Annotated in this window: 16 protein-coding genes; 4 read left to right on the top strand and 12 right to left on the bottom strand. The window is 63.2% G+C overall.

The annotated features are described in order from the left end of the window. The first annotated feature begins 3 nt into the window (after positions 1–3). From ACVOL0_RS00330 to ACVOL0_RS00340, 3 genes are read left to right on the top strand one after another with little or no spacing between them, the layout of a single operon-like run. Positions 4–1,053, top strand: coding sequence for a GNAT family N-acetyltransferase (locus tag ACVOL0_RS00330; RefSeq protein ID WP_481547376.1), 1,050 nt, complete (start codon positions 4–6; stop codon positions 1,051–1,053). Beyond that, positions 1,040–1,942 (top strand): hypothetical protein, encoded by a 903-nt coding sequence (locus ACVOL0_RS00335; RefSeq protein WP_481547377.1) that lies wholly within the window; start codon positions 1,040–1,042, stop codon positions 1,940–1,942. Before ACVOL0_RS00330 ends, ACVOL0_RS00335 begins: the two co-directional genes overlap by 14 nt. Then, positions 1,943–3,001 carry a sterol desaturase family protein gene (locus ACVOL0_RS00340; protein WP_481547378.1) on the top strand — a complete coding sequence of 353 codons (1,059 nt, stop codon included), beginning with the start codon at positions 1,943–1,945 and terminating at the stop codon, positions 2,999–3,001. On the opposite strand, the gene ACVOL0_RS00345 is transcribed toward ACVOL0_RS00340, so the two are convergent. The 12 genes from ACVOL0_RS00345 to amaB all read right to left on the bottom strand — a co-directional run bounded on the left by ACVOL0_RS00345 (position 2,998) and on the right by amaB (position 13,774). Beyond that, positions 2,998–4,221 (bottom strand): DegT/DnrJ/EryC1/StrS family aminotransferase, encoded by a 1,224-nt coding sequence (locus tag ACVOL0_RS00345; RefSeq protein ID WP_481547379.1) that lies wholly within the window; start codon positions 4,219–4,221, stop codon positions 2,998–3,000. The two genes, ACVOL0_RS00340 and ACVOL0_RS00345, sit on opposite strands and share 4 nt — an antisense overlap. Then, positions 4,202–4,612 carry a DMT family transporter gene (locus ACVOL0_RS00350; protein ID WP_481547380.1) on the bottom strand — a complete coding sequence of 137 codons (411 nt, stop codon included), beginning with the start codon at positions 4,610–4,612 and terminating at the stop codon, positions 4,202–4,204. Before ACVOL0_RS00350 ends, ACVOL0_RS00345 begins: the two co-directional genes overlap by 20 nt. Beyond that, positions 4,609–4,968 carry a hypothetical protein gene (locus ACVOL0_RS00355; protein ID WP_481547381.1) on the bottom strand — a complete coding sequence of 120 codons (360 nt, stop codon included), beginning with the start codon at positions 4,966–4,968 and terminating at the stop codon, positions 4,609–4,611. The genes ACVOL0_RS00350 and ACVOL0_RS00355 overlap by 4 nt, the downstream gene beginning before the upstream one ends. Position 4,969: 1 nt before the next feature. Continuing rightward, positions 4,970–5,809 carry an alpha/beta hydrolase gene (locus tag ACVOL0_RS00360; RefSeq protein WP_481547382.1) on the bottom strand — a complete coding sequence of 280 codons (840 nt, stop codon included), beginning with the start codon at positions 5,807–5,809 and terminating at the stop codon, positions 4,970–4,972. Between the two features lie 74 nt (positions 5,810–5,883). Further along, positions 5,884–7,266, bottom strand: coding sequence for a sensor histidine kinase (locus tag ACVOL0_RS00365; RefSeq protein ID WP_481547383.1), 1,383 nt, complete (start codon positions 7,264–7,266; stop codon positions 5,884–5,886). Further along, a complete protein-coding gene (locus tag ACVOL0_RS00370) occupies positions 7,263–7,943 on the bottom strand; it encodes a response regulator (protein WP_481547384.1) in 681 nt (226 codons plus the stop codon). The genes ACVOL0_RS00365 and ACVOL0_RS00370 overlap by 4 nt, the downstream gene beginning before the upstream one ends. 48 nt (positions 7,944–7,991) lie before the next feature. After that, complete coding sequence (locus ACVOL0_RS00375; RefSeq protein ID WP_481547422.1) at positions 7,992–8,909, bottom strand: DMT family transporter; 918 nt, start codon at positions 8,907–8,909, stop codon at positions 7,992–7,994. A 32-nt stretch (positions 8,910–8,941) separates the two neighbouring features. Then, entirely contained in the window at positions 8,942–9,985 is a 1,044-nt protein-coding gene (gene murB, locus ACVOL0_RS00380) for a UDP-N-acetylmuramate dehydrogenase (RefSeq protein ID WP_481547385.1), read from the bottom strand. Beyond that, complete coding sequence (locus ACVOL0_RS00385; RefSeq protein WP_481547386.1) at positions 9,982–11,037, bottom strand: quinone-dependent dihydroorotate dehydrogenase; 1,056 nt, start codon at positions 11,035–11,037, stop codon at positions 9,982–9,984. The genes murB and ACVOL0_RS00385 overlap by 4 nt, the downstream gene beginning before the upstream one ends. A gap of 4 nt (positions 11,038–11,041) precedes the next feature. Beyond that, positions 11,042–11,812 (bottom strand): class I SAM-dependent methyltransferase, encoded by a 771-nt coding sequence (locus ACVOL0_RS00390; protein ID WP_481547387.1) that lies wholly within the window; start codon positions 11,810–11,812, stop codon positions 11,042–11,044. Between the two features lie 7 nt (positions 11,813–11,819). Then, on the bottom strand, positions 11,820–12,116 hold the full coding sequence (locus ACVOL0_RS00395) for a DUF4190 domain-containing protein (protein ID WP_481515294.1): 297 nt from the start codon (positions 12,114–12,116) through the stop codon (positions 11,820–11,822). Between the two features lie 125 nt (positions 12,117–12,241). Then, entirely contained in the window at positions 12,242–13,774 is a 1,533-nt protein-coding gene (gene amaB / locus ACVOL0_RS00400; RefSeq protein ID WP_296250624.1) for an L-piperidine-6-carboxylate dehydrogenase, read from the bottom strand. 265 nt (positions 13,775–14,039) lie between these two features. On the opposite strand from amaB, the gene kdsA reads away from it, so the two are divergent. Beyond that, the gene (gene kdsA, locus ACVOL0_RS00405) at positions 14,040–14,885 is read left to right on the top strand and encodes a 3-deoxy-8-phosphooctulonate synthase (protein WP_481547388.1); all 846 of its coding nucleotides are present in this window, start codon (positions 14,040–14,042) and stop codon (positions 14,883–14,885) included. Positions 14,886–14,967 lie beyond the last annotated feature (82 nt).

Genomic DNA, 14,967 nt, shown 5'->3' on the forward strand with positions numbered 1-14,967 from the left:
GGCATGGGCATCCGCTATGAGTCGGCACTGGAGCCCGCCAGTCTGGTGCGGCAGTTTGTCGATCATCCTCCAGAGGGCTTCGAGGCTTCGCTGACGGCGCAGGGCATCCCTGTTTTTGTCGCCGACTACGACTTGATGACCACGTTGGATGAGGCCGTCAGCAGGCGCTTGCGGAAGCTGCCGGGCTACGCTTCCTGGCAGCACCATCTGCGCTGGAAGACGTGCTTTGTTGGCTGCACCACCACCGAATACCTGCCATTGCCGCATGCGTCGGCAGAAGAGACGGTTGCCGGGCTTCTGGGGCACTACGGCCGGCGTTGCAGGTTGTTGGTGATGAAGGACATCGCTGTGGAGTCGCCGCTGCTCGATGCCAGGGCAAATCACAGCAGCGCAGCGCTGGTGACGGCACTGCAGCGCAATGGCTTTGTGCTGTTGGAGGGCATGCCGTTGGCCTGGTTGGCGATCGATTTCCGGTCGATTGATGAATACCTGCAACGGCTGAGCAGCAGCCGTAGAAAGGACATGCGGCGCAAGCTCAAGGCCCGTGAAGGCCTTGATATCCGTTGTGCGGAGACCGGTGACGCATGGTTCAATGCCGAATCGATAGCGCAATGCTACGACCTGTACCTGAGTGTACATGCGCAGAGTGAGGTGCACTTCGATCTTCTTTCCAGGCAATTCTTTGATGCCTTGCTGCGCGACCGAAGCAGTGGCGGACGCATGTTCCTGTACTTCGCGCAGGAACAGTTGATCGGCTGGAACCTGTGCTACGTCTATGAGGGAAAGCTGGTCGACAAGTACATCGGCTTGCGTTATCCGCAAGCCAGGCAGTTCAATCTGTACTTCGTCAGCTGGGTGCATAACCTCCAGTACGCGCTGGATGAAGGCTTGAGCCATTATGTCGCCGGTTGGACGGACTCGCGCATCAAACGCCAGCTGGGTGCAACGCTTACCTCTACCTGGCATGCGGTGTGGGTGCGCAATGGCGTGTTGCGGCCACTGTTGCGGCGGTGCGCAAGGTTCTTCCAGAAAGAGGCCGATGGTGGTGGCTGAGCCTGGCACAAACGCGGTGATCCTGGATCTGGATGCTGCGGTGCTGCCGCTGGCGCGGACAGATACCGTGGATATGCGTGCATGGCAGGAAGAGCTGCGCTTTGCCTGCAGCCGTTCCACGCTCAAACGCGCCTTCCGCTTCATCGACCAGCAGCTGCCGCAGCAGCATGGCCCTGTACTGATCGGCAGTGGCGACTTCCATCACCTGAGCTATCCGTTGCTGCAGCGTATGTCTGGTGGGGCGCGGTTCCAACTGGTGGTATTGGACAACCACCCGGACAATATGCGCTATCCGTTCGGAATCCACTGCGGTTCGTGGATAGGCTGGGCCGCTGCACTGCCGCAGATCAGCCATGTGCACGTGGTTGGCATAACCTCGGCCGATATCGGCCGCGCGCACGCTTGGGAGAATCGGCTTGGGCCGCTGCTGCGTGGCCGGCTCAGCTACTGGAGCGTCGGTGTGGATGTGTCCTGGGCGCGCTGGCTGGGGCTGGATGGCTGCTTTCGCCAGTTCGACGACGCTGACAGCCTGGTTCATGCGTTCATCGACGAGCAGCGGCAGCAGCCGCAGCCGAGCTATCTGTCCATCGACAAGGATGTCTTTGCTACCGAGGTCGCACGCACCAACTGGGACCAGGGGTGTTTCCAGTTGCCCCATGCGCAGGCGGTCATCGCCTGCCTGCGGCGCGGTGGCCTGGTTGGCAGCGATATCACCGGCGAGGTATCGCAATACCGCTATCGGAGTCGTTTGAAGCGCCTGATGTCGGCGTTGGACGGGCAGCCGATCATTCCCGACACGCAGTTGCGCGACTGGCAGCTGCAACAGCGTGACGTCAACCAACAGTTGCTGGCCGCCCTGGTGGCTCCGGCAACGGCGCGGGGTATGTGAATGGACCCGCATGGCTGGCTGCTGGTGGCATGGCTTGCCGAGCATTGGGTTGCGCCGGTGTTGCAGTGGCTTGGACGTCACGATGATCCGCGTGATATCGCGGTTGCGCTGCTGCTGACAGCGTTGCAGTTGAGCTTGATTGCCGGCGTGTTCCGGCCGCTGGAAAGCCTATGGCCGGCTGAGCGTTGGAGTGATCGGCGCCTGACCCGTATCGACCGCACGTATACCTTGCTGATGTTACTCGGCCTGTTTCCGCTCTTCAGCTACCTGGTGTTGTCGCCGCTGGCCTCGATGGGTGAGGGCGTCGCCACTGCAACCACCACCGTGCATGGGCTGCGACGCTGGGTGCCGTGGTTCCAGCAGCATCCTCTGTTGTTGTTTGCGGTGTATTACCTGCTGTATGACTTCGTCTACTACTGGATGCATCGCGCTCAACACGCCATCCCATGGTGGTGGGCGCTGCACAGCCTGCACCATAGCCAACGTCAGCTCAGTTGCTGGTCCAACGATCGCGGCAGCTATCTCGACGGTGTGCTGCAGTCCTTCGTCCTAGCCGGTGTCGGCCTGCTGGCGGGCGTCGAGGTCGATGAGTTTGCCGCGTTGATGCTGCTGGGCGAGCTGGTGCAGAACTATTCCCATACCAATATCCGCTTTGGCTTTGGTCGTTACGGAAGTCGCTTGCTGGTTGACCCATTGTTTCATCGCTTGCACCACATGGTGGTGGACCCGCAGCGGCCTGGCTTGCACAACTGCAATTTTGCACAGGTTTTTTCGTTCTGGGATATCGCCTTCGGTACCTGGCTGTACGACGAGCCGGTGCGGCCTACCGGTGTCGCCGACCCGGTGGTGGATGCCGACAACGAGCGTGGTCTGGTTGCAATGCAGTGGCATGCGGTGCGCCGCTTCTGGGGTTGTGTGACGCAGCCGCTGGGCTGGAAGTTCGGCGAGGTCTCCTTCACAGAGGATTGCCAACCCGTTGCGGTGCATCGAGCGGACCCGATGGCGACGGGCGTGAGTGAAGCTGGCAGGGTCGAACCCGACGCTGCGGCCGATTCCTAGCTGTTGCTGACAAGCACATCCTCCAGTACCGCAAGGATGCGCTTGAAACGTGCTTCATCCAGCCATGCGCTGTTGCCGATGGTCAAAGCCCGCGCAGCCAATGCGCGAGCATTGGGCGCCGTTGTGTTGCCATCCTCCAATAGCGGCTGTAGGTAGGCATAGTCGGGCAGGGCATGCACGAACATGCAGCTGACGCCCAAACCTTGCGTCCACAGGCGACTCAAAACCGCATCGCGATGATCCGGATTTTCGAAGTACAGCAGCAGCACGGGCCACACGCCCTCATCGCCCGGCCGGTCGCCAAGTACCCGCAGGTTCGGCAGGTGGTTGAGCCGTGAGCGCCAATGCGCCGCGCGTTCGCGTCCACTGTGCAGCAGGGCAGGCAGCCGTGCTGCTGCCCTGTGGCCGATGTTCTGGCGCCAACGACTGACCCGGTGACGCGGAATCTGCAGCGGGAATACATCGCCGACAGCATCTTCGGCGTGGCCAGCGGCCAATGCAGCGCGCAGCGGCTTGCCATAGACGAAGGGCAGCAGGCGTGGCCGGTAGCAGACCGCCAGGCCCAGCAGTTGGACACAGCGGCGCAGCTCCAAACGCCATTGGTGGTCGATCTCGCGTTGCGAGGTGAGCTTCAGCTCCTGTTGCAGCCCGGGATTGTTGCTGAACAACAAGCCACCTTCATAGAGGCTGAGTCCCTTGCCAGCAGCCAGGCTGAAGAATGCGATGTCTGCATGCAGGCCTACGCTGCGGCCCTGGCTGAACGCTCCCAGCGCTTGCGCGGCATCCTCGATTACATAGGCGCCATGATGATGCGCGATGGCACGGGCGGTGACGACATCGGCAACACGCCCGCCCAGATGAGTGGGCAACACCGCCAGTGTATTTGCATCACAGAGCCGGGCCAGTTGTATCGGGTCCATGTCCAGCTGCCCGAGCTGCAGGTCGCATAGGCGTAATTGCAGGCCAAGCGTATGCACGGCAATGGCGACCAACGGGCAGGTATAGGCGGGAAGGACTACTGCAGTGCGGTCTGGATGCAGGCGCTGCAGGGTGCGTAGTGCCACCCACAGAGCGGACGTGCCCGAGCATTCCAGTTGCATTTCGGGCGTATTGAACAAACGTGCCACGGTTTTGCCAAGCGCCTCACCACCGGGCAGGAAGTCGCGCCAACGCAGCGCCAGGCCTGCTGTCGGTGGCAGCTCAGTGGTCGGGGCGGACATCGGCTGGTTCCGCTGCGTGCGGGTCTCGCGACTCGGCCACGCCCAGACAGATGATGCCGGTCACAATCAGCAACGCTCCCAGAACATGCACCAGCCCGAGGGGTTCCTGCAGCAACCAAGCCGAGAGCAACAGCACGCTGACGACTTCCAGGTGTGAGGCGGCAAACGCGGGGCCGATAGGGGCATGCTTGAGCAGGCTCATCCAGGTAAAGAATGCGCCGACGTAGCCAAGAATTGCGCCGTACACCCAAGGCTGCGCCAATACCCTCAGTATCCAGGCGCTGCTGGCTTCGACCGGCAAAGCGGCATCCCCGGCCAGCTTGAAACAGAGTTGGGCAACGGTGTCGAAAGCCATCAGCAAGGGGAAACCCAGCAGGTACAGGCGCTTCATCCCGCCGCTCCCACCACGGCGACACCGAGACTGACCAACAGCATGCCTGCCACCCGCAGGCGGGTGAGACGCTCCTTGAACAGGAAGCGTCCAGCCAGCATCAGCGCGACGATGTTGATGGAGCCCAGCAGCACGCCACGCGACAGCGGTACCAGCGAGAGGAAGGCAATCCAGGCGACGAACTCGAGCACATAGCAGGCGATGCCAATCCCCAGCCACGGCCGGCTCAGCATGTGTTTCCAGCGTGCGATGCCATCACCTGCATCGGGGTCGGAAGCGGCGGCCTTGAAGGCCAGCTGGCCCGCCGTGTCGAGTACCACGTTGAGCAACCACAAGCTGATGACCAGGGCCGACATGTCAGGCCGCGTCGGCGAGGCGGCGTTGCGCGGCGATGGTGCTGAAGAAGCGCGCACTGTGTTCGATCAGCAAGCGTCGTTCGCGGTCGATGGTGATCATGTGGTAGCTGTTGTCCAGGATCAGCAGTTCGCTGGGGCCGCTGATTTTGGCCGCGACCAGATTGGCGTTGTCCAGGCTGGCGATGTCGTCCTCGCGGGCGTGCGCGATCAGGCAGGGGGCGATGATGTCGGGCAGCAACGGTTTGACCCAGGCCGAAAGCTGGTACATCTCGGCCAATGCCGGCCAGGGATTGCCGGCCAGGCCGGCGGCGGCGCTGTCGCCGGCCAGCATGGACGCGCTGACCTGGGCGCGGATACGCTCATCGCGCAGGCCATAGGGCGGAGCTTCCATGAACATGCGGCTGCGACCGATGCCCAGGCGCTTGAACCAGGGCAGCAGGAAGGACAGTTTTGCCACGCGGGGAATGTTCCAGCCGTCATAGCGGAAGGTGGCGCCGTAGACACCTACGCCGTTCACCCAGTCCGGGCGCTTGGCAGCCAGCGCCAGTGCCAGTACGGCGCCCATCGACAGGCCGCCCACGAACAGATTGTCGACTTTGCCGCGCAACGCGTCGGCTGCGCGCTCAACGCCGGCATACCAGTCCTGCCAGCGAGTGGCCACAAGCTCCTCGATGCTGCCGCAATGACCGGGCAACTGCACGCCGTGTACGGTGAAACCGGCATTGGCCAGACCCTTGCCGAGCAGGCGCATCTCCATCGGCGTGCCGGTCAGGCCATGGATCAGCAGGATGCCGTCGCGGCCACCCTCGAAATAGAACTCCTGTGCTGCGGGTGTTGTCACGATGTCACCTTGCAAGTGGATGCTGCCAGCATCGCAAGCCGGGTTTTCCCCAACCTTTCAGGGTGAACTGCGGGTCATTGTCGCTTCAGCCTGGGCAGCAGGATTGCCACTTTCAGGCCATGCGGCTTGCAGGGCTGGTACTGGATACGGCCATGCAGGTGCTCAACAGCCTCACGGGCAATCGCCAAGCCCAGTCCGGTGCCGCTGTGTTGGGTGCCGGGCGCACGGAAAAAGCGCTCGCCCAGCCGGGCTAGCAAGCCTTCGGCGACACCAGGGCCATCGTCTTCCACGTACAGCTCAACATCCTCGCCCAAGGCATTCAAGCCGACGGTGACGGTGCTCGAGGAGCCGGCGTAACGCAGTGCGTTGTCGATCAGGTTGTCCAGCACTTCCTGCAAGGACGGTGCGTGACCGAGGACCAGAAGTGGCCCGGTTTTGGCGGGGTGATAGCCCAGGTCAACGCCGCTGCGGATCGCTTCCGGCACCCGGCTGGCGACCCAGTCCGGAACCAGGGCGGACAGGTTCAACGGCTCCAGATTGATCGGTGAGGTCTGTGCGCGGGTCATCGCCAGCAGCTGGGTGGACACCCGTGCGGTGCGCTGATTGAGCTTGCGTACGTGCTCCAGCGCTTCGTTGCGGCTTTTTTCATCGGTTGCCGCCAAGGCTTGGTCGACATGCAGGCTGATGCCGGCCAAGGGGGTGCGCAGCTGGTGCGCGGCATCGGCGACGAACCGTTCCTGTGCTTCAATCATGGAAGCCAAACGGCCGAACAGGCCATCGATGGTTTCTATCAGTGGCAGGATTTCGCGTGGTACATCGGGGGTTGAAATAGGCGCAAGCTCGCGGTTGCGGCTGGCCAGGCGACGTGTCAGCGGGTCGATGATTTTCAGGCCGTGATTCACCCCGAACCAGACCAGGGCCATGATGCACAGCGCCTGCAGCAACATCATCGGGATGGTGATCATCAGGATCTCCTGCGCCCGGTGGCGGCGATCGGCGAAGGTTTCGGCGACGGTCACCGCCAGATGATCGCCGGGATCGGTACTGGTCTGGATGCAGGACGTCGCCAAGCGCACCTTCTGGCCGTTCAGGTGTCCGCTGTACAGCAAAGAACGTTGGTTGCTGCAGTCCTGCGATTTTGCCAGTTGGCTGAAGTCCGCATTACTGCTCAGGGTGCCGTACTTGTGGCTGTCCACGTTGAAGTAGCGGTGACCATCGGGATCGTACTCAAGCAGGAAGCGCGCCTGCGGTGACAACTCGGTGCTGACCGGCATGGTCTTGAGCATCTGGGCGAAGGATTCGGTGTCTTCGGCCAGGTTGCGATCATGGATGCTGTTGGAATAGGACAGGGCGATGCGATACGTCAGCACCGCGTTCAACATCAGCAACGCCAGAATCGGCAACGCCAGAAAAGCCAGCAGCCGCCGCCGCAGGCTGGGCCGCTGTTTTATTTTCATTGCTCGGCCGGCTCGATCTGCTCGAGCATGTAACCAAGTCCTCGCACGGTGCGGATTCCCATGCCGCCACTATTCAGTTTGCGTCGCAGACGGTGCAGGGCGATGTCCAGGCCGTTGTCGGTCAGCTCTTCGTCCCAGTTGCACAGAGCGTCAATCAACTGTGCGCGGGAGCTGATCTTGTCGGGGCGCGTTGCCAGTGCAGACAGCAAGCCGAACTCGCGTCCGGTCAGCTCCAGTGCCTGCTCATCTATCCAGGCGCGGTGGCCTGGCAGGTCCAGTCGCATCCGCCCAATGCGCAGTTCCGGGTTGCCCGCGCTGGTAACCCGGCGCAACTGGGCACGTACCCGTGCGTCCAGTTCGTCCACCGCAAAAGGCTTGATCAGGTAGTCGTCCGCGCCAAGGTCCAATGTCTGGATGCGCTCCTGCAAGCCGTCACGGGCGGTGATGACCAGTACCGGCATTTGCTTGCCGCGCTGCCGCAGGCGTTGCAGGACGAGTCGGCCGTCTACGCTGGGCAGACCCAGATCGAGGATGAGCAGGTCGTATTCGGTGCTGGCGAGGGCCGCTTCGGCCTTGGCGCCATCGTTGGCGTGGTCCACCGCGTGCCCCTGCCGTTGCAGGGAGGCGCGCACACCGGCGGCGATGTCGCTGTCATCTTCTGCAACCAGGATCCGCATGCCAACCGTCCTCCACTTTCCATTGGGGGATGTTGCTGGAGCGTCTGTTCAGACGCTGTCATTGCCACCCCGGCCTGCCTGGGCCGGAGTATCGCTGATCTTGGCTTTCTGCCTGCTTTCAGGACTGCGGGCCAGTACTGCCTCGCGGTGGGCGATATAGGCGTTTGCACCGAGGATGATCAGGGCGCCGGTGACCGTCCAGCGGTCCAGTGTTTCTCCGAACAACAGCCAGCCCACCACCACCACCAAGGGCAGCTGGGTGAAGCTGATCGGAGTGAGTGCGGAGACTTCGCCCAGCTTGAGCGCACGGGTCCATAGCAGCTGGCCCAGGGTGCCCATCACCCCGGTTGCCACCAACCACAGCCAGGCGATGCCGGTTGGCCAGACCCAGACGAACAAGGCCGGAATCAAGGACAGCGGCACCCAGAACACATAGGTGTAGAACACCACGGTGTCGGGGCCATCAATGCGGGTGAGCTGCTTGATCTGGATCGCCACCAGCGCGCTGAGCACTGCCGCCAGCACGGCGATCAGACTGCCGAGCTCAAAGCTGTGCGCGCCCGGGCGCACGATCACCAGCACGCCGATGAAGCCGGCGATCACCGCGGCCCAGCGGCGAAAGCGGACCTTCTCGCCCAGCCACAAGACCGCGGCGATGGTGACAAACAACGGCGTGGAATAGGACAGGGAGATAGCCTGCGACAGTGGCAGGTGGCCAATCGCCCAGAAGCCACACAGCATCGAGGCCAGGCCAATCGCGCTACGCAGGAAATAGCGTGGCAACTGCTGGGTACGCAACGACGCATGGCCGGGCCGCAGCAGCATCGGCAACAGCGCCAGCAGGCCGAAGCTGTTGCGGAAGAACGCCACTTCCTGGGTGGGCACGAAGGCGGTGGCCAGGCGGATGCCGATGGCCATCAGGCCGAAGGCCATGGCACTGCCGAACATCAGCAGGGCCGCGCGCATTGCAGTGGAACGGGGTGCAGCCAAGGCAGTGTTCACCAGCGGGCGCCGACCAACCTGGGCTCGGGTTCAATGGGCACACCGAAGGTTTCCAGCACGGCCGCCGACACCCTTCGCGCAAACGCCAGCAACTCGGCGCCGGTGGCATTGCCGTGGTTGACCAACACCAGCGCGTGATTGGGCGAGACGCCGGCGTCACCGTCACGCTGGCCCTTGAAGCCGGCCTTCTCGATCATCCATGCCGCCGACACCTTGCGGTTGCTGGCATCGTTGCCGGGGAACACCGGCAGCTCGGGATAGTGCTGCAACAGCACGTTGATCTGTTCCAGCGGCAGGATCGGGTTCTTGAAGAAGCTGCCGGCGTTGCCGAGTACATCCGGATCCGGCAGCTTGCGTTGACGGATGGCAATGACCGCATTGGCGACGTCGGCCGAGACCGGGAATTCGATTCCCATCGTCTGCAGTTCCTCGCGGATGCCGGCGTAGTCCAGCTGCAGTTCGTGCAGCAGCGGCAGGCGGAACTCGACGGCGGTGATCAGGTAGCGATCTGCCTCGTGCTTGAACAGACTGTCGCGGTAGCCGAAGCGGCAGGCTTCCTGATCCAACCGCACCCAGACCTTTTCCTGTCGGTCCCAGGCCTCGACGACCTGGATGAACTCACCGACCTGTGCGCCATAGGCGCCGATGTTCTGGATCGGTGCGGCACCGACGGTGCCGGGAATCAGTGCCAGGTTCTCAAGCCCGGACAGGCCTTCGTTCAAGGACCACATCACCAGCTCGTGCCAGATCACGCCGGCGCCCGCACGGACGATGGTGTGGTCGGCACGGTGTTCCAGCGCGCTGATTTCGCGGTTGTCGAACACCAGCACCACATCTTCGGGATCGGCGGCCAGCAGCACGTTGCTGCCGCAGCCCAGCACCAACAAGTCTGCTTCGCCGATGGCAGCCAGCGCTTCAGGCAGGGCGATAGGATCGGCGATACGCAGCATGCGCGGAGCATGGGCGTCGACGTGGAAGGTATTGAGGTGGCGCAGTGGAGCGTTCTCGGTCAGCGACCAAGCCGGGGAAACGTTCGTCATAGCGGTGCGACGGCGCCTCCTGACGGGGACTCGCGACGGCGGCGGATGGCATTCACGCAATCGCCGACCAGGCTTGGCCCCTGGAAGATCAGCCCGCTATAGCATTGCACCAGCGTTGCACCTGCAGCCATTTTGGCAACGGCGTCGGCGCCGGAACTGATGCCGCCGACACCGATCAAGGGCACCGACTCGGGCAGGCGCGCACGCAGGCGTCGCAACACCAGGGTGGATTGGCCCAGCAATGGAGCGCCGGACAGGCCGCCGATTTCCCTGGATAACGGATCGGTTTCGACCCCGGAGCGGGCGATGGTGGTGTTGGTGGCGATGACGCCATCCACCCCCAACTCGCCCAGTACGCGGGCGGCGGCATCGATGTCGCGGTCACTCAGGTCCGGTGCCACCTTGACCAGCATCGGCACGCGCTTGCCGTGTTTTGCGGCCAATTGCTCCTGCGCCTCGCGCAGGCCGGCAACCAGGCGCCGCAATGCCTGCTCTTCCTGCAGCTCACGCAGGCCGGCGGTATTGGGCGAGGAGATGTTGACGGTGATGTAGTCGGCCAGCGGATAGACCTTTTCCATGCAGATCAGGTAATCGGACAACGCGTCCTCGTTGGGCGTGTCCTTGTTCTTGCCGATGTTGATACCGAGGGGGCCGGGGCGATGCTTGACTGCCTCCACGTTCTTCACCAGTGCATCCACGCCGAGGTTGTTGAAACCCATGCGATTGATGATGGCGTTGTGTCGCGGCAGGCGGAACAGACGCGGCTTGGGGCTGCCGGCCTGCGGACGCGGGGTGATGGTGCCGATCTCGACATAGCCAAAGCCCAGTGCAAACAGCGCTTCGATGTGTTCGCCGTTCTTGTCCAGACCAGCTGCCAGGCCAACCGGATTGGGGAAGCTCAAGCCGAACGCCGGAGTGGGGAGTGGCTTGATGCGGCCGGCAATCAGCGGCGTGGTGCCGGTGCGCCAGGCAAGATCCAGCGCGGACAGGCCCAGGCCGTGCGCGCGTTCGGCATCAAGGGTGAACAGGAAGGGACGGGAAATGGAATACATAAGCTCAATTCAGCGTGCCAACAAAGGCGCGGGTTTGGTACTCAAAGGCAACCTTGCCATCGACCGCATGCGCATCAAACAGGCGCTGCAGGGCTTCCAGCATGGGCGCATGGCGGGGATGACCGGCTTGCGGTGCATAGGAGGAGGACAGCAGCCGGCCACGCAGGCCGTCGTAGTCGAGGTGCTGCACATTCGGCAGGTGGACCAGGCCGCGCAGCCCATCGCCGAACCAGTCGCGCATGGTCTGGTCGTCCTGGTAGCGCTCGGCGACCTCGGTGTAGTCGGTGCCGTAGTCCAGGAGCAGTTGTTCGTAGCCGGCCAGGAACGGTGAGGCATCGAGCAGGCGTGAGTTCCAGTACACCAGTGCCAGGCCTCCCGGGCGCAGGATGCGCATCCATTCGCGGCGAACGGCGTTGGTATCGAACCAATGGAATGCCTGCGCGGCAGCGACCAGGTCGATGCTGTGGTCGGCCAGCGTTGTGGCCTCGGCAGTACCGGCGACGGACTGGAACCGGGGGTGTCTTGCCAACAGCCATTGTTCGGCGGCGGCGCGCATGTCGGCATTGGGCTCAACCGCGATCAGCGGATGGCCGGCAGCCAGGAACAATTCGCTGGAAATGCCGGTGCCGGCGCCGATATCGGCGACCAGGGCGGAGCGGGGCAGGCCGATATCATCGTGCAGCCACGCCAGCAGCGTCGCCGGGTAGCCCGGGCGATAGCGCACATAGTCCGCTACCCGGCTGCTGAAACGTTGGGTTGAATCGGATTGCCCCATGCCGTTCTCAGGAATTCATCGCCGCAAGGCCAGCCAGGCCACCGAAGAACACCAGGATGGCAATGAAGCAGATGATGCCGATCAACCACAGCGCGGTAGCCAGCCAGCCCAGCACCAGTCCGGCCACGGCCAAGCCATCGCCTTCCAGTTGACCGTTGCTGCGGCGGATTTCGCCACGGGCCATATGGCCGAAGATGATGGCGCAGATGCTGCCGATGGCGGGCAACAAGGTCCAGCCAAGGATGCCGGCGACCAGGCTGATCACGGCGTAGCTGCTGGTCTGGCGAGGTGCAGGAATGCTCATCGGGAACTCCGTTTCAGCGAATTAAGCCCCTCTCCCGCACGCGGGAGAGGGGTTGGGGGGAGGGCAGCTCTACAGCTGGGAACTCTCCCGATTCAACGCCCCGGCCAAGGCCGGGGCAGACACGATCAAAGATCGAACTTGATGCCCTGGGCCAGCGGCAGCGAGTCGGAGTAATTGATGGTGTTGGTCTGGCGACGCATATAGACCTTCCATGCATCCGAACCGGACTCGCGGCCACCGCCGGTGTCCTTTTCGCCACCGAAGGCGCCACCGATCTCCGCACCGGACGTGCCGATGTTGATGTTGGCGATGCCGCAGTCACTGCCGGCTGCCGACAGGAACTTCTCGGCGGTCTTCAGGTTCTGGGTGAAGATCGACGAGGACAGGCCCTGCGGCACGCCGTTCTGCATGTCGATGGCTTCGTCCAGCGTGCTGTACTTCATCACGTACAGGATCGGTGCGAAGGTCTCGTGCTGGACGATTTCATCGCTGTTCTTCAGACCAGTGACAATCGCCGGCAGCACGAAGTTGCCGGCGCGGTCGATGGCGGTGCCGCCGGTTTCGACGGTGCCGCCGGCAGCCTTGGCCTTGGCGATCGAGGCCAGGAACTGCTGCACGGCTTCCGGGCTGTTCAGCGGGCCCATCAGGTTGGCGGCGTCGGTCGGGTCACCGATCTTGCCTTCGACCTGCTTGTAGGCCTTGATCAGCGTGGCCAGCACGTTGTCGTAGATGGATTCATGCACGATCAGGCGGCGGGTGGTGGTGCAGCGCTGGCCGGCAGTACCGACGGCGCCGAACACGATGCCCGGCACGGCCAGCTTCTGGTCGGCGGTCTCGTCCATGATGATGGCGTTGTTGCCGCCCAGTTCCAGCAGGCAGCGGCCCAGACGCTGGGCAACCTTCTGGTTGACGGTGCGGCCGACCTGGGTGGAACCGGTGAACGAGATCAGCGGCACGCGACGGTCGTCGACCATCTTCTCCGACAGCGCAGTGCCGGCATCGTTGATCAGGAAGAACAGGTTCGGGAAGCCGGCACCTTCGAGTGCCTCATTGCAGATCTTCATCGTTGCAATGGCGGTCAGCGGGGTCTTGTTGGACGGCTTCCAGATGCAGATGTCGCCACAGATGGCAGCAAGGAACGCATTCCAGCTCCACACCGCGACCGGGAAATTGAAGGCCGAGATGATGCCGACCAGACCCAGCGGGTGGTACTGCTCGTACATGCGGTGACCGGGACGCTCGGAATGCATGGTGTAGCCGTACAGCATGCGGCTCTGGCCCAGCGCGAAGTCGGCGATGTCGATCATCTCCTGCACTTCACCGTCGCCTTCCGGCTTGGACTTGCCCATTTCCAGCGCGACCAGCGAGCCCAGCGCGTCCTTGTGCTTGCGCAGTGCCTCACCGCACAGGCGCACGGCTTCGCCACGGCGCGGGGCCGGGGTGGTGCGCCATACCTTGTAGGCTTCCTGCGCACGGGCGATGACGGTTTCGTAATCAGCCTCGGTGGTGGCCTGGACCTCGGCGATCACTTCGCCGGTGGTCGGGTTCTGCGGCTTGAGGACGCCCGCGCCAGTTGCGGCGGACCATTCCCCGTTACCCATGTAGGTGCCAGCGTTGGTGGCATCCAGAGCCAAGGCCTTGAGCAGCTCGGAAGACATTCAAACTCCTGTTTCTTAACGTGATTTTGGCGCCGTCGGAAACTGCGGGTGGGGGCGACGGAGTGAGTACCACATAGTATCAGAGTGAACCGATTGGCCCCGTACCACTTGGTCTGGCCAATGGGACAGGCTGTGTCGGCGCCACGTACTGTGCTGATGGCGGACGTTGCCTCGGCTTTGACGGCAAACCCTGTCACTGGCGGCCGTTTTCAGCCATATTCGCCACCCTTGATAGGGGTTTCCCCGGCTTGAACAGGATAGACAGATGAACGTGACGATTTCGGACGGGGTAGTGGTTGGCAACAAGCTGCCCTTCGTGCTGTTTGGGGGGCTGAATGTGCTGGAGGACCTGGATTCCACCCTCTACGCCGCCGAGCGCTACGTGGAGGTCACCCGCAAGCTGGGTATCCCATACGTATTCAAGGCATCCTTCGACAAGGCCAACCGCTCCTCGATCACCTCCTTCCGTGGCGTTGGCCTGGAAGAAGGGCTGCGGATCTTCGAGCAGGTCAAGCAGCGTTTCGGCGTGCCGGTGATCACCGACGTGCATGAAGTGGCGCAGGCCGAGCCGGTCGCCGAGGTGGTCGACGTGCTGCAGATTCCGGCGTTCCTGGCCCGCCAGACCGATCTGGTGACGGCGATTGCCCGCACCGGTCGTGCAGTCAACATCAAGAAGCCGCAGTTCCTCAGCCCCACCCAGATCAAGCACATCGTCAGCAAGATCCGTGAAGCCGGCAACGAGCAGATCATCCTGTGCGAACGCGGTGCCCAGTTCGGCTACGACAACCTGGTCGTGGACATGCTCGGCTTCCGCGAGATGATCGAGGCGACCGGTGGCTTGCCGGCGATCTTCGATGTCACCCACAGCCTGCAGCGCCGCGACGCCGGCAGCGAAGCCTCCGGTGGCCGCCGCCGCCAGGTGGTAGAACTGGCCCGTGCCGGCATGGCAGTCGGCATTGCCGGTCTGTTCCTGGAAGCGCATCCGGACCCGGACAACGCCCGCTGCGATGGCCCCAGTGCATTGCCGTTGGACGTGCTGGAGCCGTTCCTGGCGCAGATCAAGGCGCTGGACGACATGGTCAAGTCGTTCCCGGTGCTGGATATTGCTTGATCCGCAGGAAGTAGGTGGCCGGCTGCCAAACCGAGCAGCCGGCACCCAAGCCTGTCGGTGACGAAGTCCTGGGTAGTTGCCC

Source organism: Stenotrophomonas sp. STEN021, assembly GCF_056760175.1.

Bases quoted from the DNA above. Each gene is read 5' to 3' on its own strand.
- ACVOL0_RS00330 (WP_481547376.1), top strand. From the start codon at position 4: ATGGGCATCCGCTATGAGTCGGCACTGGAGCCCGCCAGTCTGGTGCGG.
- ACVOL0_RS00335 (WP_481547377.1), top strand. From the start codon at position 1,040: ATGGTGGTGGCTGAGCCTGGCACAAACGCGGTGATCCTGGATCTGGAT.
- ACVOL0_RS00340 (WP_481547378.1), top strand. From the start codon at position 1,943: ATGGACCCGCATGGCTGGCTGCTGGTGGCATGGCTTGCCGAGCATTGG.
- ACVOL0_RS00345 (WP_481547379.1), bottom strand. From the start codon at position 4,221: ATGTCCGCCCCGACCACTGAGCTGCCACCGACAGCAGGCCTGGCGCTG.
- ACVOL0_RS00350 (WP_481547380.1), bottom strand. From the start codon at position 4,612: ATGAAGCGCCTGTACCTGCTGGGTTTCCCCTTGCTGATGGCTTTCGAC.
- ACVOL0_RS00355 (WP_481547381.1), bottom strand. From the start codon at position 4,968: ATGTCGGCCCTGGTCATCAGCTTGTGGTTGCTCAACGTGGTACTCGAC.
- ACVOL0_RS00365 (WP_481547383.1), bottom strand. From the start codon at position 7,266: ATGAAAATAAAACAGCGGCCCAGCCTGCGGCGGCGGCTGCTGGCTTTT.
- ACVOL0_RS00370 (WP_481547384.1), bottom strand. From the start codon at position 7,943: ATGCGGATCCTGGTTGCAGAAGATGACAGCGACATCGCCGCCGGTGTG.
- ACVOL0_RS00375 (WP_481547422.1), bottom strand. From the start codon at position 8,909: ATGCGCGCGGCCCTGCTGATGTTCGGCAGTGCCATGGCCTTCGGCCTG.
- murB (WP_481547385.1), bottom strand. From the start codon at position 9,985: ATGACGAACGTTTCCCCGGCTTGGTCGCTGACCGAGAACGCTCCACTG.
- ACVOL0_RS00385 (WP_481547386.1), bottom strand. From the start codon at position 11,037: ATGTATTCCATTTCCCGTCCCTTCCTGTTCACCCTTGATGCCGAACGC.
- ACVOL0_RS00390 (WP_481547387.1), bottom strand. From the start codon at position 11,812: ATGGGGCAATCCGATTCAACCCAACGTTTCAGCAGCCGGGTAGCGGAC.
- ACVOL0_RS00395 (WP_481515294.1), bottom strand. From the start codon at position 12,116: ATGAGCATTCCTGCACCTCGCCAGACCAGCAGCTACGCCGTGATCAGC.
- amaB (WP_296250624.1), bottom strand. From the start codon at position 13,774: ATGTCTTCCGAGCTGCTCAAGGCCTTGGCTCTGGATGCCACCAACGCT.
- kdsA (WP_481547388.1), top strand. From the start codon at position 14,040: ATGAACGTGACGATTTCGGACGGGGTAGTGGTTGGCAACAAGCTGCCC.